Source organism: Mammaliicoccus sciuri (assembly GCF_002901825.1).
Taxonomy (GTDB): domain Bacteria; phylum Bacillota; class Bacilli; order Staphylococcales; family Staphylococcaceae; genus Mammaliicoccus; species Mammaliicoccus sciuri.
The window spans coordinates 433,558-452,348 of the sequence record NZ_PPQD01000018.1; the positions used below are offsets into that span (position 1 = coordinate 433,558).

Annotated in this window: 14 protein-coding genes and 1 other annotated feature; of the genes, 3 read left to right on the plus strand and 11 right to left on the minus strand. The window is 36.9% G+C overall.

The window, feature by feature from the left end; translation table 11 throughout:
• Window positions 1–150 precede the first annotated feature (150 nt).
• Genes CD035_RS06645 through CD035_RS06655 form a run of 3 tightly spaced genes read left to right on the plus strand, consistent with a single transcriptional unit; the run spans window position 151 to window position 3,681 of the window.
• On the plus strand, window positions 151–1,320 hold the full coding sequence (locus tag CD035_RS06645) for an amidohydrolase (protein ID WP_048541365.1): 1,170 nt from the start codon (window positions 151–153) through the stop codon (window positions 1,318–1,320).
• A 2-nt stretch (window positions 1,321–1,322) separates the two neighbouring features.
• Window positions 1,323–2,522, plus strand: coding sequence for a M20 metallopeptidase family protein (locus tag CD035_RS06650; RefSeq protein WP_048541364.1), 1,200 nt, complete (start codon window positions 1,323–1,325; stop codon window positions 2,520–2,522).
• Window positions 2,506–3,681, plus strand: coding sequence for a M20 metallopeptidase family protein (locus CD035_RS06655; protein ID WP_048541362.1), 1,176 nt, complete (start codon window positions 2,506–2,508; stop codon window positions 3,679–3,681). Before CD035_RS06650 ends, CD035_RS06655 begins: the two co-directional genes overlap by 17 nt.
• A gap of 72 nt (window positions 3,682–3,753) precedes the next feature.
• On the opposite strand, the gene tuf is transcribed toward CD035_RS06655, so the two are convergent.
• The 11 genes from tuf to rplA all read right to left on the minus strand — a co-directional run bounded on the left by tuf (window position 3,754) and on the right by rplA (window position 18,761).
• Window positions 3,754–4,944, minus strand: coding sequence for an elongation factor Tu (gene tuf / locus CD035_RS06660; RefSeq protein ID WP_048541361.1), 1,191 nt, complete (start codon window positions 4,942–4,944; stop codon window positions 3,754–3,756).
• A 136-nt stretch (window positions 4,945–5,080) separates the two neighbouring features.
• The gene (gene fusA, locus CD035_RS06665; protein WP_048541359.1) at window positions 5,081–7,162 is read right to left on the minus strand and encodes an elongation factor G; all 2,082 of its coding nucleotides are present in this window, start codon (window positions 7,160–7,162) and stop codon (window positions 5,081–5,083) included.
• Between the two features lie 142 nt (window positions 7,163–7,304).
• Window positions 7,305–7,775, minus strand: a complete 471-nt coding sequence (gene rpsG, locus CD035_RS06670) for a 30S ribosomal protein S7 (protein WP_025904867.1) — start codon at window positions 7,773–7,775, stop codon at window positions 7,305–7,307.
• A gap of 85 nt (window positions 7,776–7,860) precedes the next feature.
• Window positions 7,861–8,283: a 30S ribosomal protein S12 gene (gene rpsL / locus CD035_RS06675; protein ID WP_025904866.1), complete on the minus strand. Its 423-nt coding sequence runs from the start codon at window positions 8,281–8,283 to the stop codon at window positions 7,861–7,863.
• A gap of 91 nt (window positions 8,284–8,374) precedes the next feature.
• Window positions 8,375–8,629, minus strand: a complete 255-nt coding sequence (locus tag CD035_RS06680) for a ribosomal L7Ae/L30e/S12e/Gadd45 family protein (RefSeq protein ID WP_048541356.1) — start codon at window positions 8,627–8,629, stop codon at window positions 8,375–8,377.
• A gap of 135 nt (window positions 8,630–8,764) precedes the next feature.
• Window positions 8,765–12,382, minus strand: coding sequence for a DNA-directed RNA polymerase subunit beta' (gene rpoC, locus CD035_RS06685; protein ID WP_048541354.1), 3,618 nt, complete (start codon window positions 12,380–12,382; stop codon window positions 8,765–8,767).
• Between the two features lie 100 nt (window positions 12,383–12,482).
• A complete protein-coding gene (rpoB, locus tag CD035_RS06690; protein ID WP_048541353.1) occupies window positions 12,483–16,037 on the minus strand; it encodes a DNA-directed RNA polymerase subunit beta in 3,555 nt (1,184 codons plus the stop codon).
• A 206-nt stretch (window positions 16,038–16,243) separates the two neighbouring features.
• Entirely contained in the window at window positions 16,244–16,852 is a 609-nt protein-coding gene (locus CD035_RS06695) for a class I SAM-dependent methyltransferase (protein ID WP_048541351.1), read from the minus strand.
• An 82-nt stretch (window positions 16,853–16,934) separates the two neighbouring features.
• On the minus strand, window positions 16,935–17,297 hold the full coding sequence (gene rplL / locus CD035_RS06700; protein WP_153653597.1) for a 50S ribosomal protein L7/L12: 363 nt from the start codon (window positions 17,295–17,297) through the stop codon (window positions 16,935–16,937).
• Window positions 17,298–17,337: 40 nt separating this feature from the next.
• Window positions 17,338–17,844 (minus strand): 50S ribosomal protein L10, encoded by a 507-nt coding sequence (rplJ, locus tag CD035_RS06705; protein WP_025904860.1) that lies wholly within the window; start codon window positions 17,842–17,844, stop codon window positions 17,338–17,340.
• A gap of 42 nt (window positions 17,845–17,886) precedes the next feature.
• Window positions 17,887–18,027, minus strand: a sequence feature (ribosomal protein L10 leader region).
• A gap of 41 nt (window positions 18,028–18,068) precedes the next feature.
• Window positions 18,069–18,761, minus strand: a complete 693-nt coding sequence (gene rplA / locus CD035_RS06710; RefSeq protein WP_037589918.1) for a 50S ribosomal protein L1 — start codon at window positions 18,759–18,761, stop codon at window positions 18,069–18,071.
• Between the last annotated feature and the right edge of the window lie 30 nt (window positions 18,762–18,791).

Here is an 18,791-nt window from a genome sequence, read left to right on the forward strand (position 1 = left end):
AACCTTCTCCTTTAGCACTTTTTCTCAATCATAACACATCAAAATCAAAGAATTAAGCGTTATCATCTCAAATTGAATTGTTTAAATTTTCTATAAATTTTGCTACAATTATCATATTATATTTTTAAAGAACTGAAAGAAGGTTTATTAATGGTTAATTGGAAAGAAAAAGTAGATAAAAAATTCGATCGACTTGTAGACATCAGAAGACATATGCACAAAAATCCTGAACTATCCTATCATGAGGAGAAAACTCATGATTTTATTTTATCTGAATTAAAGAAATTAGATAAATTAGAGATTAAAGCGCCAGTCGGGGAACGTGGCATTGTCGCTAAATTAAAAGGGAACGAACCTGGTCAAACGATCGCATTTCGCGCAGACTTTGATGCTTTACCTATTCAAGATGAAAAAGACGTACCTTATAAATCGACTGTGGATGGTGTTATGCATGCATGTGGTCATGACGGTCATACCGCTACACTCTTAACATTCTGTGAAATACTGCATGAACATCAACATTTGCTTAAAGGGAATGTTGTTTTTATTTTTCAATATGCAGAAGAATTAAGTCCTGGCGGTGCTAGCCCAATGGTTGATGATGGTGCATTAGAAGGTGTCGATAAAGTTTATGGAAACCATTTTTGGAGCGGTCATGAAACATCTTCAATTAAGACACGTCCTAATGAAATGATGGCATCACCTGACTACTTTGAAGTAACCATTCAAGGTAAAGGTGGTCACGGCGCTAAACCTCATACATCAATCGATCCAATTGTAATCGTTGCAGAATATATTTCTAGCATCCAAAAAATTATTTCTCGAAATATAGATCCAATTGACAGAGGAGTTATTACAGTTGGGAAAGTAGATGCGGGTACTGCTTTTAATGTTATAAGTGATACAGCTACTTTAGCGGGTACAGTTAGAACGTTTAAACCAGAAGTTAAAGACACAATAGAAGCTGAGCTTGAACGTATTTTAAAAGGGATTTGTTTAGCAAATAACGCGACTTATGACTTTGAATACCGTAGAGGTTATCCTACAGTCGTCAACCACAAAGAACAATATGAAGTGGTTAAAGAAGCTGCTGAGCGCTTAGATTTAACTTATGAAGACATCCCCCCTATGATGATTGGTGAAGATTTCTCATACTACTTACTTAATCGTCCAGGTTGTTTCTTCCTAACAGGTAGCGGTAATGAAGATAAAGGCTCAACTGCCCCTCATCATCATCCTATGTTTGATTTAGACGAAGAAGCGATGAAGACGACGACACAAATGTTTATTCAAGTACTTGAGATAGAAGGTGTTCTATAAGAATGAAAAATATTTTATTACAAAAAGTTGAAGACTATTATGATGAAATGATTGAAATCAGAAGATATTTACATATGAATCCGGAATTATCTTTTGAAGAAGTGAAGACACCTGCTTATATTGCACATTACTTAAGAGAATTAGGTATTGACGTTCGTGAAGGAGTCGGTGAACGTGGTGTTGTAGGTACATTAAATAAAGATAAAGAAGGTCCTACATTAGCGATTAGAGCTGATTTTGATGCATTACCTATCCAAGATGAAAAGGAAGTACCTTACAAGTCAACTGTTGATGGCGTCATGCATGCTTGTGGTCACGATGCCCATACGGCTGTATTGCTAATGACTGCGAAAATTTTATCCGAACATAAAGATGAAATTAATGGCCGTGTCGTCTTTATTCATCAACATGCTGAAGAAGTCGATCCTGGTGGTGCCATTCAAATGATTGCTGATGGGTGTTTAACAGGTGTTGATGCGATTATCGGACAACATGTATCTAGTCATTTAGATGTTGGTAAAATCGGCTATAAATACGGTACAACGACAGGTATCCCAGATGATTTTTGGATTACTTTGAAAGGTAGAGGTGGACATGCTGCACATCCTGATCAATTGATTGATCCACTCGCTGCAGGTATACAATTATGTAACGATTTACAATACATTGTTTCACGTAAAACAAGTGCACTCTCTCCTGCCGTTCTATCCATTACAATGTTTAATGCTGGAGAAACGAATAACGTCATACCAGATACATGTAAAATTGGTGGGACGATTAGGACTTTCGACTCGGACACACAGACAAGTGTCATAGAAGGCTTTAAGAAAGTATTAGAAGGCATTGCGACTTCTACTGATGTTACTTACGACTTGAAATATAGTAAAGGGTATCCACCCGTAATTAACACGGAACGGGAAACTGATCTTATATTAGAAGCGACCAAAGAGATTGATAGCGTTGAAGAACTCGTAGAATTAGAAGCAAGTTTGGGTGGAGAAGATTTTTCTTATTATCAACAGCGTGTTCCCGGTGCATTTTTCTATACAGGCACGAGAAACGAACATTTCAAAGCTGACTTCCCTCATCATCATCCTAAGTTTGATATTGATGAGCAAGGCTTAATAAACGCTGTACGTATCTTCTTACTCACAACATTTAAGTTTATGGAAAGGAATGATATTCATGACATTAACGACTGAAGTTAATCAATATATGGATGAATTAATAGAAATTAGAAGACATTTACATCAACATCCCGAACTTTCTTTTCAAGAAGAAAATACAAAGAAATACATAGCTGATTATCTTGAAAACCTTGGAATCGAAGTTAAAAGAGATGTCGGTGGTAACGGCTTATTAGGTTATATAAACGGTGGACATGAAGGACCAACGATTGCATTAAGAGCTGATTTTGATGCATTACCTATTCAAGACGAGAAAGATGTACCTTATAAATCTAAGGTCGATGGTGTGATGCATGCTTGTGGTCATGATGCGCATACGGCAAGTTTACTCATCACTGCAAAAATACTTAAAAAGCACGAGCAAGATATTCATGGGAATGTCGTATTAATCCATCAACATGCTGAAGAGTCACTTCCTGGTGGCGCTAAAGCGATGGTAGAAGCCGGTGCACTTGATGGTGTGGATTATGTCTTCGGAACACATACAGCAAGTCATATTGACGCAAATAAAGTTGGATTTTGTTCTGGACCAGCGTATGCTGCAGCTGATTCATTTGAAATTGATATACAAGGATTAGGTGGACATGGTGCTATGCCACAACTAGCTAAAGATCCTATCGTTGCTGCATCTTCATTGATTGTCCAAGCACAAAGTATCGTTTCAAGAACAGTTGATCCTTTAGAATCGGCTGTCGTAACGTTCGGCACATTTAAAGGTGGTAATGCGTTCAATGTTATCGCGGATAAAGTTCAATTATCTGGAACAATTAGAACATATTTACCATACGTTAAAGATCAAATTAAAGAACGTTTGAACGGCATATTAAACGGTATCGAATCAAGCTATGGTGTTAAATGCCATTTGAAATATCACGACGGTTATCCGCCTGTAGTAAATCATGAGAAAGAAACAGAATGGGCTAAAAAACTTGCATCAGAAATTGATTCAGTTGATGAAGCATTCGATTTCCCTCCTTCTTTAGGTGGCGAAGATGTTGGTTATTTCTTACAACATGTTCCAGGAACATATTTCTTTACTGGTGTAGGTAATGAAGCACTTAAAGCGACTTATCCGCATCACCATCCAAAATTCGATTTAGATGAACAAGCATTACAAAATAGCGTCAAATTATTCTTATCTATTATTGAACATAGTGATGAATTAGAAAAATAAACCATAAAAAAAGCCGAGACAACTTAATGTCTCGGCTTTAAATTTGTTTAATCAAGTTTGTTCAATATCGAATTAAGCTTCGATGATTGTAACAACGCCTGATCCAACTGTACGTCCACCTTCACGGATTGAGAAACGAGTACCGTCTTCAATAGCGATTGGTGAAATTAATTCAACGTCCATTTCAACGTTGTCGCCAGGCATAACCATTTCAGTACCTTCTGGTAAGTTAACTACACCAGTTACGTCAGTAGTACGGAAATAGAATTGTGGGCGGTAGTTTGTGAAGAATGGAGTATGACGTCCACCTTCGTCTTTAGATAATACATAAACTTCAGCTTTGAATTTAGTGTGAGGTGTGATTGAACCTGGTTTAGCTAATACTTGACCACGGTTAACGTCTTCACGAGCAACACCACGTAATAATGCACCGATGTTATCTCCAGCTTCAGCGAAGTCTAATAATTTACGGAACATTTCAACACCAGTTACAGTTGTTTTAGAAGATTCTTCAGTTAAACCGATGATTTCAACTTCTTCACCAACAGTGATTTGACCACGTTCAACACGGCCTGTAGCAACAGTACCACGACCAGTGATTGAGAATACGTCCTCAACTGGCATCATGAATGGTTTGTCAGAGTCACGTTCTGGAGTTGGGATGAATGTATCAACAGCATCCATTAATTCCATGATTTTGTCTTCGTAAGCTTCGTCGCCTTCTAATGCTTTTAATGCTGAACCAGCAATTACAGGAACGTCGTCGCCTGGGAAGTCATATTCAGATAATAAGTCACGAACTTCCATTTCAACTAATTCTAATAATTCTTCATCGTCAACCATGTCAACTTTGTTTAAGAATACTACTAATGCAGGAACACCTACGTTACGTGATAAAAGAATGTGCTCACGAGTTTGAGGCATTGGACCGTCAGCAGCAGATACTACTAAGATACCGCCGTCCATTTGAGCAGCACCAGTGATCATGTTTTTAACATAGTCAGCGTGTCCTGGGCAGTCAACGTGCGCATAGTGACGTTTTTCAGTTTCGTATTCGATATGTGAAGTATTGATTGTAATACCACGTTCTTTTTCTTCTGGAGCGTTATCGATTTGGTCGTAAGAACGAGCTTCTCCGTCACCAGAACGTTTTGCTAATACAGTTGCGATAGCAGCTGTTAAAGTAGTTTTACCATGGTCAACGTGACCGATAGTACCAATATTGGCATGTGTTTTTGAGCGATCAAATTTTTCTTTAGCCATTATGAAATCTCTCCTATTCATATTAAAAATTATTTTTTATTTAAGCCTCATGATGGTTACTCACCATCATGAGGATAACCTATAGTTAATTTATAAATCATTTTGATGAAAAAATCAATTTATTAAAGCGAATGTATTATTCACCTTTGTTTTTCTTGATAATTTCTTCAGAAATTGATTTAGGAACTTCTTCGTAGTGGTCAAATACCATAGTATAAGTACCACGACCTTGAGTGTTAGAACGTAAGTTTGTAGCGTAACCGAACATTTCTGAAAGTGGAACAAATGCACGAACAACTTGAGCGTTACCGCGTGCTTCCATACCTTCAACACGTCCACGACGACTTGTTACGTCACCCATGATGTCTCCCATGTATTCTTCAGGCATAACGATTTCAACTTTCATCATTGGCTCTAAGATTACAGGGTTACATTTTTTAGCTGCTTCTTTAAGTGCTAATGATGCAGCAACTTTGAAGGCCATTTCAGATGAATCGACATCATGATATGAACCATCATATAGTTTAGCTTTAACATCAACTAATGGATATCCAGCTAATACACCGTTTTCCATAGCATCTTTAAGACCAGCTTCAACTGATGGAATGTATTCACGAGGAACTACACCACCGACGATAGCGTTTTCGAATTCGAAGCCGCCACCTTGTTCGTTAGGTGTGAATTCAATATGAACATCACCATATTGTCCACGTCCACCTGATTGACGAGAGAATTTACCTTGAACTTGTGCAGATTCTTTGAACGTTTCACGGTAAGATACCATTGGAGCACCAACAGTACATTCTACTTTGAATTCACGTTTCATACGGTCTACTAAAATATCAAGATGTAATTCACCCATACCACCGATGATAACTTGTCCAGTTTCATGGTCAGTGTGTGCATGGAATGTTGGATCTTCTTCTTGTAATTTAACTAATGCGTTAGTCATTTTATCTTGGTCAGCTTTTGATTTAGGCTCAACAGATAAGTGAATAACTGGCTCTGGGAATTCCATTGATTCTAAGATAATGTTATCTTTTTCATCACATAAAGTATCACCAGTAGCAGTGTCTTTAAGACCAACAGCGCCTGCAATGTCACCAGAATATACAGTTGAAATCTCTTCACGAGAGTTAGCGTGCATTTGTAGGATACGACCTACACGTTCACGTTTACCTTTAGTAGAGTTTTTAACGTATGAACCAGATTCCATTGTACCAGAATAAACACGGAAGAATGTTAATTTACCTACGAATGGGTCAGTCATAACTTTAAACGCTAATGCAGCGAATGGCGCTGAGTCATCAGGTCTAGCAATTACTTCTTCATCTTCGTTATCAACTCTATGTCCGATAATAGGTTTAACATCTAATGGTGATGGTAAGTAGTCAATAACAGCGTTCAACATTAATTGAACACCTTTGTTTTTGAATGCTGTACCACATAATACTGGGTAGAATTCAACGTCACAAGTAGCTTGACGGATAGCCGCTTTAAGCTCATCAATTGTGATTTCTTCTCCACCTAAGTATTTTTCCATTAAATCGTCGTTTGATTCAGCAACAGCTTCAATTAAAGCTTCACGAGCATCTTCAGCTTGTTGCTTATGAGATTCTGGAATCTCAATTTCATCAATTTCAGTACCTAAGTCATTAGTGTATTGGAAACATTTCATTTCTACTAAATCAATAATAGCGTTGAAATCGTCTTCCGCACCAATTGGTAACTGAATTGGGTGAGCATTTGCTTGTAAACGCTCATGTAGTGTACCAACTGAATATTCAAAGTTAGCACCCATTTTGTCCATTTTATTAATGAATACAATACGAGGTACTCCGTAAGTTGTAGCTTGACGCCAAACTGTTTCAGTTTGAGGTTCAACACCTGATTGCGCATCAAGAACAGTTACAGCACCATCAAGTACACGTAATGAACGTTCAACTTCAACTGTGAAGTCTACGTGTCCTGGTGTATCGATGATGTTTACACGGTGACCATCCCATTGTGCAGTAGTCGCAGCAGAAGTGATTGTAATACCACGCTCTTGCTCTTGTTCCATCCAGTCCATTTGTGAAGCACCTTCATGTGTTTCACCAATTTTATGGATACGGCCTGTGTAATAAAGAATACGTTCAGTAGTAGTAGTTTTACCAGCATCGATGTGAGCCATGATACCGATATTACGAGTGTTTTTCAAAGAAAAATCTCTTGCCATAGTATTCTTACTCCTTCCAAAACATTGGATATTTGGTTGTTGTTTATATAGATACTTTGATACCCTAAGTGTTTAAAAAACTATAGATGACCTATAAATAAGCCTCTTTATAATTTTAACGCTTAGGGTTCTAAGTTCTATCTTACCAACGGTAATGAGCAAACGCTTTGTTAGCTTCTGCCATTTTGTGAGTGTCTTCACGTTTCTTAACAGCACCACCAGTGTTATTGGCAGCATCTAAGATTTCATTAGCTAAACGCTCTTCCATAGTTTTTTCACCACGAAGACGCGCGTAGTTAACTAACCAACGTAAACCTAAAGTAGTACGACGTTCTGGACGTACTTCTACAGGTACTTGATAGTTTGAACCACCTACACGGCGAGCTTTAACTTCAAGTACAGGCATGATGTTGTTGATAGCTTCATCGAATACTTCCATAGCATCTTTACCTGAACGTTCTTGAACAAGTTCGAATGCAGAATAAAGAATTCTTTGAGCAGTACCACGTTTACCATCAAGCATGATTTTGTTGATTAATTTTGTTACTAATTTAGAGTTGTGAATTGGATCTGGTAAAACATCTCTTTTTGCAACTGGACCTTTACGAGGCATAATCGTAATCCTCCTTCCTCATTATAAAGTTTAATTGATTTATCGTCATTTAAAAAACTGTTATTTACAGAAATTTAATGTCAAATTATTTTTTAGCAGCTTTAGGTTTTTTAGCACCATAAAGTGAACGGCTTTGCATACGACCGTCAACACCAGAAGTGTCTAAAGCACCACGTACGATATGGTAACGCACACCAGGTAAGTCTTTTACACGTCCACCACGAATAAGTACAACACTGTGTTCTTGTAAGTTGTGGCCAATACCAGGGATATACGCGTTTACTTCGATGTTGTTTGATAAACGAACACGAGCATATTTACGTAACGCTGAGTTAGGTTTTTTAGGTGTCATAGTTCCTACACGAGTACATACACCACGTTTTTGAGGAGAGTATACAGTAGTCATTTTTTTCTTCATGCTATTGTAACCTCTGTTTAATGCTGGTGCAGTTGATTTTTGTGATTTACTAGTACGAGGTTTACGTACTAATTGGTTAATAGTAGGCATCTTTAATGTCCTCCTCTCTTCATTTCTTAATTCCACACATCCAGGTGGTTCATTTTAAGTCAAATAAAAATAGTAAGCACAGCTTACACATTTATTTAAGCAATGCAACAACTGTCGCATTAACTTCTATTCCATAGCGTGATCCAAGTTCTTGTCGACTAGGACTATAACTTATCGGAACGCCTGTCTCAAATGCTATTGTTAACACTTTCGACAAAATATGAATATTGACATCTTGAGCAATGATTACTTGACGTACATCATGCTTCAATAATGCTTTAGTGGTCTGTTTTAAACCAATGACATAACTGTCTTGATTTAAGCTTAAGGCTTTTTCATTAGACATTTCATATCCTCCAAAGCGTCTGCTTTCATCAACCTTAACAATAATAACATTGCACAGTTATAAAGTCAATCATTTTTAAGGTGTTTTTATAATAAAATACAAGCTGTTCTAGGAACCTAGAACAGCCCATATATATTAGTCAGTCACAACTTGTTCTTCAGGTACTACTTCTTTTTCAACTTTTTCAAAGTCAACACCAGTATATCTTCTCATGCCTGTTCCGGCAGGGATCAATTTACCGATGATAACATTTTCTTTAAGTCCAAGTAAGTCATCACGCTTACCTTTAATGGCAGCATCTGTAAGTACTCTTGTTGTTTCTTGGAATGAAGCAGCTGATAAGAAACTTTCAGTCTCAAGAGATGCTTTCGTAATACCAAGTAATACAGGTTTAGCAGTTGCTGGACGTTTACGCGTCGCAAATACTTCTCTGTTTGCATCAGTAAATGTATGAATATCAACTAATGCACCTGGTAATAATTTAGTATCTCCTGCTTCAATAATTCTTACTTTACGAAGCATTTGTCTAACCATAACTTCAACGTGTTTATCTGAAATTTCAACACCTTGCATACGGTAAACTTTTTGTACTTCTTTAAGTAAGTATTTTTGAGTAGCATTTAAGCCTGCAACAGCTAGTAATCCTTTAGGTTCGATTGAGCCTTCAGTCATAACTTCACCACGTTCTACGTATTGACCTTCTTCAACTTTAAGTCGAGCAGTACCTGGCGCGTTATAAGTACGGATTTCATTTTCGCCTTTAACTTTAATTTCTTGTTGACGATCTTTAACGATCGTAATTTCAGTTACTTCACCATTAATTTCAGAAATAACAGCTTGCCCTTTAGGGTTACGTGCTTCAAATAGCTCTTGAATACGAGGTAAACCTTGAGTGATATCGGCACCTGCTACACCACCTGTATGGAATGTACGCATTGTAAGCTGAGTACCTGGTTCACCGATTGATTGTGCAGCAATTGTACCAACTGCTTCACCAACTTCAACTTGTTCACCAGTTGCTAAGTTCTTACCATAACATTTTTCACATACACCGTGACGAGTGTTACATGTAAATGCAGAGCGAATATGCATTTCAGTAATACCTGCATCAACTATTTGTTTAGCAATATCAGCAGTTATTAATTCATTAACTTTAATAATTACTTCATCTGTTTCAGGATGACGTAATGTTTCTTTAGAGTAACGACCTTCAATACGTTCAATGAATGGTTCGATTAACTCTGATCCTTCTCTAATATCTGAAACAAGTAATCCACGGTCAGTTCCACAGTCTTCTTCTCTAACGATAACATCTTGTGCTACGTCAACTAGACGACGTGTTAAGTAACCTGAATCGGCAGTTTTCAGTGCTGTATCGGCAAGACCTTTACGCGCACCGTGAGTAGAGATGAAGTATTCAAGTACTGTTAAACCTTCACGGAATGAAGATTTAATAGGTAACTCGATAATTCGACCAGATGGGTTAGCCATCAGACCACGCATACCAGCTAATTGAGTGAAGTTTGATGCGTTACCACGGGCACCAGAGTCACTCATCATGAAGATTGGGTTTAAGCTATCTAATGACATCATTAATTTAGCTTGAATATCATCTTTAGCTTTTGTCCAAATTTCAATTACAGCAGCATAACGTTCGCTTTCAGTAATTAAACCACGGGTAAATTGTTTTTGTACTTTATCTACTTTGATTTCTGCTTCTCCAATAATTTCTTGTTTATCAGGAAGTACCACGATGTCAGAAACCCCAACTGTAATACCAGCTTTAGATGAGTATTTAAATCCTAAATCTTTCATCTTATCAAGCATTACTGATGTATCTGTAATGTGGAATTTATTAAAGATTTCCGCAATGATTTGACCTAAGAATTTCTTGTTAAATGGTTTAACAAGTTCAACATCTTGTAAGTACTCGATTAATCCACCTTCTGGAATATCAGTAGGTGCAATAAAGTATTTGTCAGGTGTTGATTTTTCTAAGTTGAAATTCGTTGGTTCATTAATGTACGGGAATGAATCCGGCATAATTTCATTGAATATAATCTTACCAACAGATGTGATAAGTAATTTATTGTTTTGTTCTTCTGTAAATGTTGGGTTCTTTAATGATCTTGCATGAACAGCTATACGTGAGTGTAAATGAACATAGCCATTTACATACGCTTTAATAACTTCATCTGTTTCACTAAAGATTTCACCAGCTCCTGTAGCGCCTTTACGTTCAAGTGTTAAGTAATAGTTACCTAATACCATATCTTGAGAAGGTGTTACGACTGGTTTACCATCTTTAGGGTTCAAGATGTTTTGAGCTGCAAGCATTAACATACGTGCTTCTGCTTGTGCTTCTTTTGATAATGGAACATGGACAGCCATTTGGTCACCATCAAAGTCAGCGTTATAAGCAGTTGTTACAAGTGGATGAAGTCTGATTGCACGACCTTCAACTAGTGTAGGTTCAAATGCTTGAATACCTAAACGGTGAAGCGTTGGTGCACGGTTTAATAGTACTGGATGTTCTTTAATAACATCTTCTAGTACATCCCAAACTTCTTCTTCCATTCTTTCTATTTTACCTTTTGCATTCTTGATGTTCGTTGCAATTTCGCGTTCAACAAGTTCTTTCATAATGAAAGGTTTGAACAATTCTAACGCCATTTCTTTCGGTAAACCACATTGATACATTTTAAGGTTTGGTCCAACTACGATAACTGAACGACCTGAATAGTCAACACGTTTACCAAGTAAGTTTTGACGGAAACGACCTTGTTTACCTTTTAACATATGTGACAATGATTTTAATGGACGGTTACCTGGTCCAGTAACTGGACGACCACGACGACCATTATCAATTAAAGCATCTACAGCTTCTTGTAACATACGTTTTTCATTTTGAACGATAATACCAGGTGCACCTAAATCTAATAAACGTTTCAAACGATTATTACGGTTGATAACACGACGGTATAAATCATTTAAATCACTTGTTGCGAAACGTCCACCGTCTAATTGAACCATTGGACGAATTTCAGGTGGAATAATTGGTAATACATCTAAGATCATCCAAGATGGGTCATTACCTGAGTGACGGAATGACTCAACAACTTCTAGACGTTTAATTGCTCTTGTCAATCTTTGTCCTGTTGCTGATTCTAATTCTTCACGTAATTCTTTTAATTCTTTATCTAAATCGATATCGCTTAATAAGTCACGGATTGCTTCTGCACCCATTTTTGCTGTGAATTTACCTGGATATTTATCATAATACTCACGGAATTCACCTTCAGTTAATAATTGTTTCTTCTCTAATCCAGTTGGACCTGGATCAATTACAGTGTAAGAAGCAAAGTATATAACTTCTTCAAGTGAACGTGGTGACATATCAAGTAAAAGTCCCATACGACTTGGGATACCTTTGAAGTACCAAATGTGTGAAACTGGTGCTGCTAATTCAATATGCCCCATTCTTTCACGACGCACTTTTGACTTAGTAACCTCTACACCACAACGGTCACAGACCATGCCTTTATAGCGTACTCTTTTATATTTACCACAACTACATTCCCAGTCCTTAGTTGGACCAAAAATTTTCTCACAGAATAAACCATCTCTTTCAGGTTTTAACGTACGGTAGTTAATTGTTTCTGGTTTTTTCACTTCACCAAATGACCAAGAACGGATCTTTTCAGGTGAAGCAAGTCCTATTTTCATGTAATGGAAATTATTTACATCAATCAAGGAGCCTACCTCCTTCAATTTAAATTAGTTGTGCCGGTTGATTGATAATGTATAACAAATGTAAAGCGCAAATGTTTAATCAAATGCGCTTTATTAACTTTTAGTCAGTTACTTGTTGCCCTTCTATTGATGCATCTTGTGAAACACCTAAATCAACTTTCTTGTCCATCATATCTTCATCTTCTAAATCACGCATTTCGATTTCGTTATCGTGTTCGTCCATAACTTTAACGTCTAGACCTAAACTTTGTAACTCTTTCATTAATACGCGGAATGATTCAGGAACTCCCGGTTTAGGGATGTTTTCTCCTTTTACGATAGATTCGTAAGTTTTAACACGACCTACTGTGTCATCAGATTTATAAGTTAAAATCTCTTGTAAAGTATATGCTGCACCGTAAGCTTCAAGTGCCCATACTTCCATCTCACCGAAACGTTGTCCACCAAACTGAGCTTTACCGCCAAGTGGTTGTTGTGTAACAAGTGAGTATGGTCCAGTAGAACGCGCATGTAATTTATCGTCTACCATGTGTGCAAGTTTAAGCATGTACATTACACCTACAGATACACGGTTATCAAACGGTTCACCAGTACGACCATCGTATAGTACAGTTTTACCATCACGAGCCATACCTGCTTCTTCAATAGTTGACCAAACATCATCATCGTTTGCACCATCAAATACTGGTGAAGCAACATGAATACCTAAATTCTTAGCTGCCATTCCAAGATGAAGTTCTAATACTTGTCCGATATTCATACGAGAAGGTACACCTAATGGGTTTAACATGATGTCAATTGGTGTTCCATCTGGTAAGTAAGGCATATCTTCTTCAGGTAAGATACGTGAGATAACACCTTTGTTACCGTGACGACCACACATTTTATCTCCGACATGTATTTTACGTTTTTGAACGATGTATACACGTACTAATTGGTTTACACCTGGAGATAATGAATCATCGCCTTCTTCTCTGTTAAATACTTTAACATCTAATACAATACCACCTGCACCATGAGGTACACGTAATGATGTATCACGAACTTCACGAGCTTTTTCACCAAAGATTGCATGTAATAATCTTTCTTCAGCTGTTAATTCAGTTACACCTTTAGGCGTTACTTTACCAACTAGGATATCTCCGTCTTTAACTTCAGCACCAACATAAACGATACCACGATCATCTAAGTTCTTAAGTGCATTGTCAGAAACGTTAGGAATATCACGTGTGATTTCTTCAGGTCCTAATTTAGTGTCACGAGCTTCTGATTCATATTCTTCAACGTGAATTGAAGTATAAACATCATCTTTAACAAGACGTTCACTCATGATTACAGCATCCTCATAGTTATAACCGTCCCAAGTCATGAAACCAACTACTACGTTACGTCCAAGTGCCATTTCACCAAGTTCCATTGAAGGACCATCGGCCAAAATTTCACCTTTAGTAACAATATCTCCGCTCGCAATGATTGGACGTTGATTGTAACAAGTACCTGAGTTACTACGTTTAAATTTTGATAATGGGTAACGATCTAATTCAGTTTCGATCTCTTTACCATTCTCTTCAACAATACGTCTAACAAGGATTTCTTTTGCTTCTACGTGCTCAACTCTACCTTTGTACTTAGCAACAACAGCTGCACCTGAATCACGTGCAGTTACGTGTTCCATACCAGTACCAACAAATGGTGCTTCTGGGTTCATTAAAGGTACCGCTTGACGTTGCATGTTTGCACCCATAAGCGCACGGTTAGAGTCATCGTTTTCTAAGAATGGAATACATGCTGTCGCTGCAGAAACAACTTGTTTAGGAGATACATCCATGTAGTCCATGCGTTCTTTAGGTTTAGTAGTGTTGTCCCCACGGAAACGACAAAGAACTTCATCATCAACGAATTTACCTGTTTCATCAAGTACAGAGTTTGCTTGTGCAACTACATAGCTGTCTTCTTCGTCAGCTGTTAAGTAGTCGATTCTGTCAGTAACTTGGTTTGTCTCGATGTTTACCTTACGATAAGGTGTTTCAATGAAACCAAATTCATTAACTCTTGCATAACTTGATAATGAGTTGATTAAACCAATGTTTGGTCCCTCAGGCGTTTCAATTGGACACATACGACCATAGTGAGAGTAGTGAACGTCACGTACTTCCATACCAGCACGCTCACGAGTTAAACCACCCGGTCCTAATGCTGATAGACGACGTTTATGCGTCAACTCTGCTAATGGGTTTGCTTGGTCCATGAATTGAGATAATTGAGAGCTACCAAAGAATTCTTTAATAGATGCAATTACTGGACGAATATTAATTAATTGTTGAGGTGTGATTGAATCAGTGTCTTGAATTGACATACGTTCACGCACAACACGTTCCATACGTGATAAACCAATTCTGAATTGGTTCTGTAGTAATTCTCCTACTGAACGTAGACGACGATTACCTAAATGGTCGATATCATCTGTGTAACCTACACCATGTAACAAGTTAAAGAAATATGATAGTGAAGAAATAATATCTGCTGGTGTAATACATTTCACTGCTTCATCAGGGAATGCATTACCAATCACTGTTGTCGTACGTTTTTCTTCATCACCAGGAATATAAATTTTAACTGTTTGAACTTCTACTGGCTCATCTAAGACACCACTATTAAGTTCATAAACATGAATATTAGCGTTTGATTCTAAAACATCGATGATTTTATCTAAATTACGACGGTCTAAAACAGTACCTTCTTCAGCCGCAATTTCACCTGTTTCAACGTCAACGATAGGCTCAGCTAAAGTTTGGTTGAACAAACGATGTTTAAGATGTAATTTTTTATTCATTTTGTAACGACCTACTGCCGCTAAATCATAACGTTTTGGGTCAAAGAAACGTGAATATAATAGACTTTTAGCGTTCTCTACTGTTGGTGGTTCTCCCGGACGTAAACGCTCATAAATTTCAAGCAATGCTTGGTCTGTTGTTTCAGTATTATCTTTGTCTAACGCATTTCTTAAATACTCATTGTCACCAAGTAAATCAATGATTTCTTGATCTGATGAGAATCCTAAAGCACGGATTAATACTGTAATTGGTAATTTACGTGTTCTGTCTATTCTTACGTAAGGAACATCTTTAGCATCTGTTTCATACTCTAACCATGCACCACGGTTAGGGATTACAGTAGTTCCAAAACTCACTTTACCGTTTTTATCAACTTTTTCGTTGAAGTAAACGGATGGTGAACGTACAAGTTGTGATACAATAACACGTTCTGCACCGTTTATTACAAAAGTACCAGTGTCAGTCATTAATGGGAAATCACCCATGAATACTTCTTGATCTTTCACTTCGCCTGTTTCTTTGTTAATTAAACGGACTTTAACGCGTAATGGTGCTGCATATGTTGCATCACGGTTTTTAGATTCTTCTAAATCATACTTTGGTTCACCTAGACGGTAATCTACGAACTCTAAAGAAAGGTTACCTGTAAAATCATCAATTGGAGAAATGTCGCGGAACATTTCTAGTAAACCTTCTTTTAGAAACCATTCATATGATTTCGTTTGAATCTCTATTAAGTTAGGTAGTTCTAAAATCTCGGAAATTCTCGCATAACTTCTACGAACACGATGTCTTCCATACTGGATAAGTTGACCTGTCAACAGATTCACCCCTCAAATATTGTGAATATAACTTTGCGCCTTACAAAATAAATATAATAAGACAAAAAGAAAACGGAAAGTCAATGATTCCATTTTCTATTTCGTACGACTTATTCCTAACATTCAATTAAGGGCGACGCAAAAGTACACACTTATTGAATATAATTTTTAACATTCTATTACTATATCAGAACAAAACACCAAAATCAAGCTTTTACACTTTTTAAAATGTAATAACCCTTGCTTTTTTCGATTATTTCTGCATTACCAAAAATATCTTGCATTTTTTTCTTTGCAGAAGGCATACCTTGTTTCTTCTGAATAACAACTAAAAGCTGTCCGCCACTCGATAATACTTCGATGCTTTGCTCAAGAATTTTATGAACAATTTCCTTCCCTGCTCTTATCGGAGGGTTTGTTAATACAAAATCAAACTCTAAATCTAATACATCATCTAAACAGTCACTTGCTTTCAACTGAGCATTTTGAATGTTGTTAGATTGTTGATTATCTTTTGCCAAATCCAATGCGCGTTCATTCACATCTACCATAGTTACTTCACTATGTGGAAGTACTTTCGCACACATTAAACCTATCGGGCCATAACCACAGCCCACATCCAATATTTTCTTTTTAGGACCAGGGGGATTTGCATTTAAGAAAGTTGTTACGAGTAAATCAGACCCAAAGTCTATTTTCCCTTTTGAGAAAACACCATGATCTGTCTGAAGAGAGAGTTTGTTATCGCGATAAAAATAATCGAAACTTTCTCGTTCCGACTTCACGTTTGGATCGTTATCAAAATAATGACTCATTACGCCACCTCTTTATTGATTAAATGAGTAAATAAAAACCCGTTATCATGATAATAACGGGTTTTTTGATTTAATACAGAGATTATTTTAATTCTACAGATGCGCCAACTTCTTCTAATTTTTCTTTTAAAGCTTCAGCGTCTTCTTTAGATAAACCTTCTTTAACAACTTTAGGAGCGTTGTCTACGATTTCTTTAGCTTCTTTTAAGCCTAAACCAGTTGCTTCTTTAACCGCTTTAACAACTTTAATTTTTGAATCTCCAGCTGAAGTTAATTCAACGTCGAATTCAGTTTTTTCAGCTGCTGCGTCTCCACCAGCTGCGCCAGCTGCTGCTACAGGAGCTGCTGCTGTTACACCAAATTCTTCTTCGATAGCTTTTACTAAGTCATTTAATTCTAATACTGACATTTCTTTAATTGCTTCAATAATTTTTTCATTAGACATGATATATATCCTCCATTAAATAGTTTTATTTGTTGCTGAATTATTCAGCACTTTCTTCTTTTTGTTCTCCAACAGCTTTAACTGCATAAGCAAAGTTACGAACTGGAGCTTGTAATACAGATAGTAACATTGATACAAGACCGTCTTTTGATGGTAATGAACCGATAGTGTTAACTTCTTCTGCAGATACAACTTGTCCTTCAATAACACCTGCTTTGATTTCTAACGCTTCGTTTTCTTTAGCGAAGTCAGCAAGAATTTTAGCTGGTTCAACAACTTCTTCGTTTGAAAAAGCAATTGCGTTAGGACCAGTTAATGTTTCTTCTAAACCTTCGATACCAGCAGCTTCAGCAGCACGACGAACTAAAGTGTTTTTGTAAACTTTATATTCGATACCTGCTTCACGTAATTGTTTACGTAATTCAGTAACTTGCGCAACTGTTAAACCACGGTAGTCAACAATAATTGTTGAAACAGAATTTTTAAGTTGTTCAGTAATTAAATCAACTTTTTGTTGTTTAGCTTCAACGATTTTTGAATTAGACATCTCTACACCTCCATATTAATTGTCCGTGCTTTTATGATGAGGTTTCTCAACAAAAAAGCACTTTTTACCCACGGCAAAAAGTGCTTGAATTTTATACGTTCAAGTCAATTTAAGCCTCGGTAGGATTGCTTTTTAAGTTCAAAATTGAACTCCTACTGTCTTAGGTTAAATATTACACATCCAAAACTATAACGCGTTTTGGAGTTGAAGTCAATATTTTTATATTATAATTTAAAGCTTGAAGTATCAACTTTGATACCAGGACCCATTGTTGTTGTAACAGCAACAGATTTGAAATAAGTACCTTTAGATGATGCTGGTTTTGCTTTAGTTAATGTATCTTGAATTGTTTTGAAGTTATCAACTAATTGTTGCTCGTCAAATGATACTTTACCAATAGATGCATGAACAATACCAGATTTTTCAGCACGGTATTCTACTTTACCTGCTTTAATTTCTTCTACTGCTTTTTTGATATCCATTGTTACTGTACCAGTTTTAGGGTTTGGCATTAAACCTTTAGGTCCTAATACACGACCAAGTTTACCAACTTCACCCATCATGTCAGGTGTTGCAACGATTACATCAAAGTCGAACCAACCTTGGTTGATTTTGTTAATGTATTCTTCACCTACATAATCTGCTCCAGCTTCTTCTGCTTCTTTGATTTTATCGCCTTTAGCGAATACTAATACACGTTGTGTTTTACCAGTACCGTGTGGTAATACTACAGCGCCACGGATTTGTTGGTCATTCTTACGTGTATCAATGCCTAAACGAAATGCAACTTCTACAGATGCATCAAAGTTAACAGTACTTGTTTCTTTTGCTAATTTAATCGCTTCTTCAACAGCGTATGTTGCAGTACGATCGATTTTAGCAACTGCTTCTTGATACTTTTTACCTTTTTTAGCCATTTTGTTTTCCTCCTTTAGTGGTTTTAGCGG

Excerpts from the sequence above, each read along its gene's own strand:
- CD035_RS06645 (WP_048541365.1), top strand. The coding sequence starts at position 151 with ATGGTTAATTGGAAAGAAAAAGTAGATAAAAAATTCGATCGACTTGTA.
- CD035_RS06650 (WP_048541364.1), top strand. The coding sequence starts at position 1,323 with ATGAAAAATATTTTATTACAAAAAGTTGAAGACTATTATGATGAAATG.
- CD035_RS06655 (WP_048541362.1), top strand. The coding sequence starts at position 2,506 with ATGACATTAACGACTGAAGTTAATCAATATATGGATGAATTAATAGAA.
- tuf (WP_048541361.1), bottom strand. The coding sequence starts at position 4,944 with ATGGCTAAAGAAAAATTTGATCGCTCAAAAACACATGCCAATATTGGT.
- fusA (WP_048541359.1), bottom strand. The coding sequence starts at position 7,162 with ATGGCAAGAGATTTTTCTTTGAAAAACACTCGTAATATCGGTATCATG.
- rpsG (WP_025904867.1), bottom strand. The coding sequence starts at position 7,775 with ATGCCTCGTAAAGGTCCAGTTGCAAAAAGAGATGTTTTACCAGATCCA.
- rpsL (WP_025904866.1), bottom strand. The coding sequence starts at position 8,283 with ATGCCTACTATTAACCAATTAGTACGTAAACCTCGTACTAGTAAATCA.
- CD035_RS06680 (WP_048541356.1), bottom strand. The coding sequence starts at position 8,629 with ATGTCTAATGAAAAAGCCTTAAGCTTAAATCAAGACAGTTATGTCATT.
- CD035_RS06695 (WP_048541351.1), bottom strand. The coding sequence starts at position 16,852 with ATGAGTCATTATTTTGATAACGATCCAAACGTGAAGTCGGAACGAGAA.
- rplL (WP_153653597.1), bottom strand. The coding sequence starts at position 17,297 with ATGTCTAATGAAAAAATTATTGAAGCAATTAAAGAAATGTCAGTATTA.
- rplJ (WP_025904860.1), bottom strand. The coding sequence starts at position 17,844 with ATGTCTAATTCAAAAATCGTTGAAGCTAAACAACAAAAAGTTGATTTA.
- rplA (WP_037589918.1), bottom strand. The coding sequence starts at position 18,761 with ATGGCTAAAAAAGGTAAAAAGTATCAAGAAGCAGTTGCTAAAATCGAT.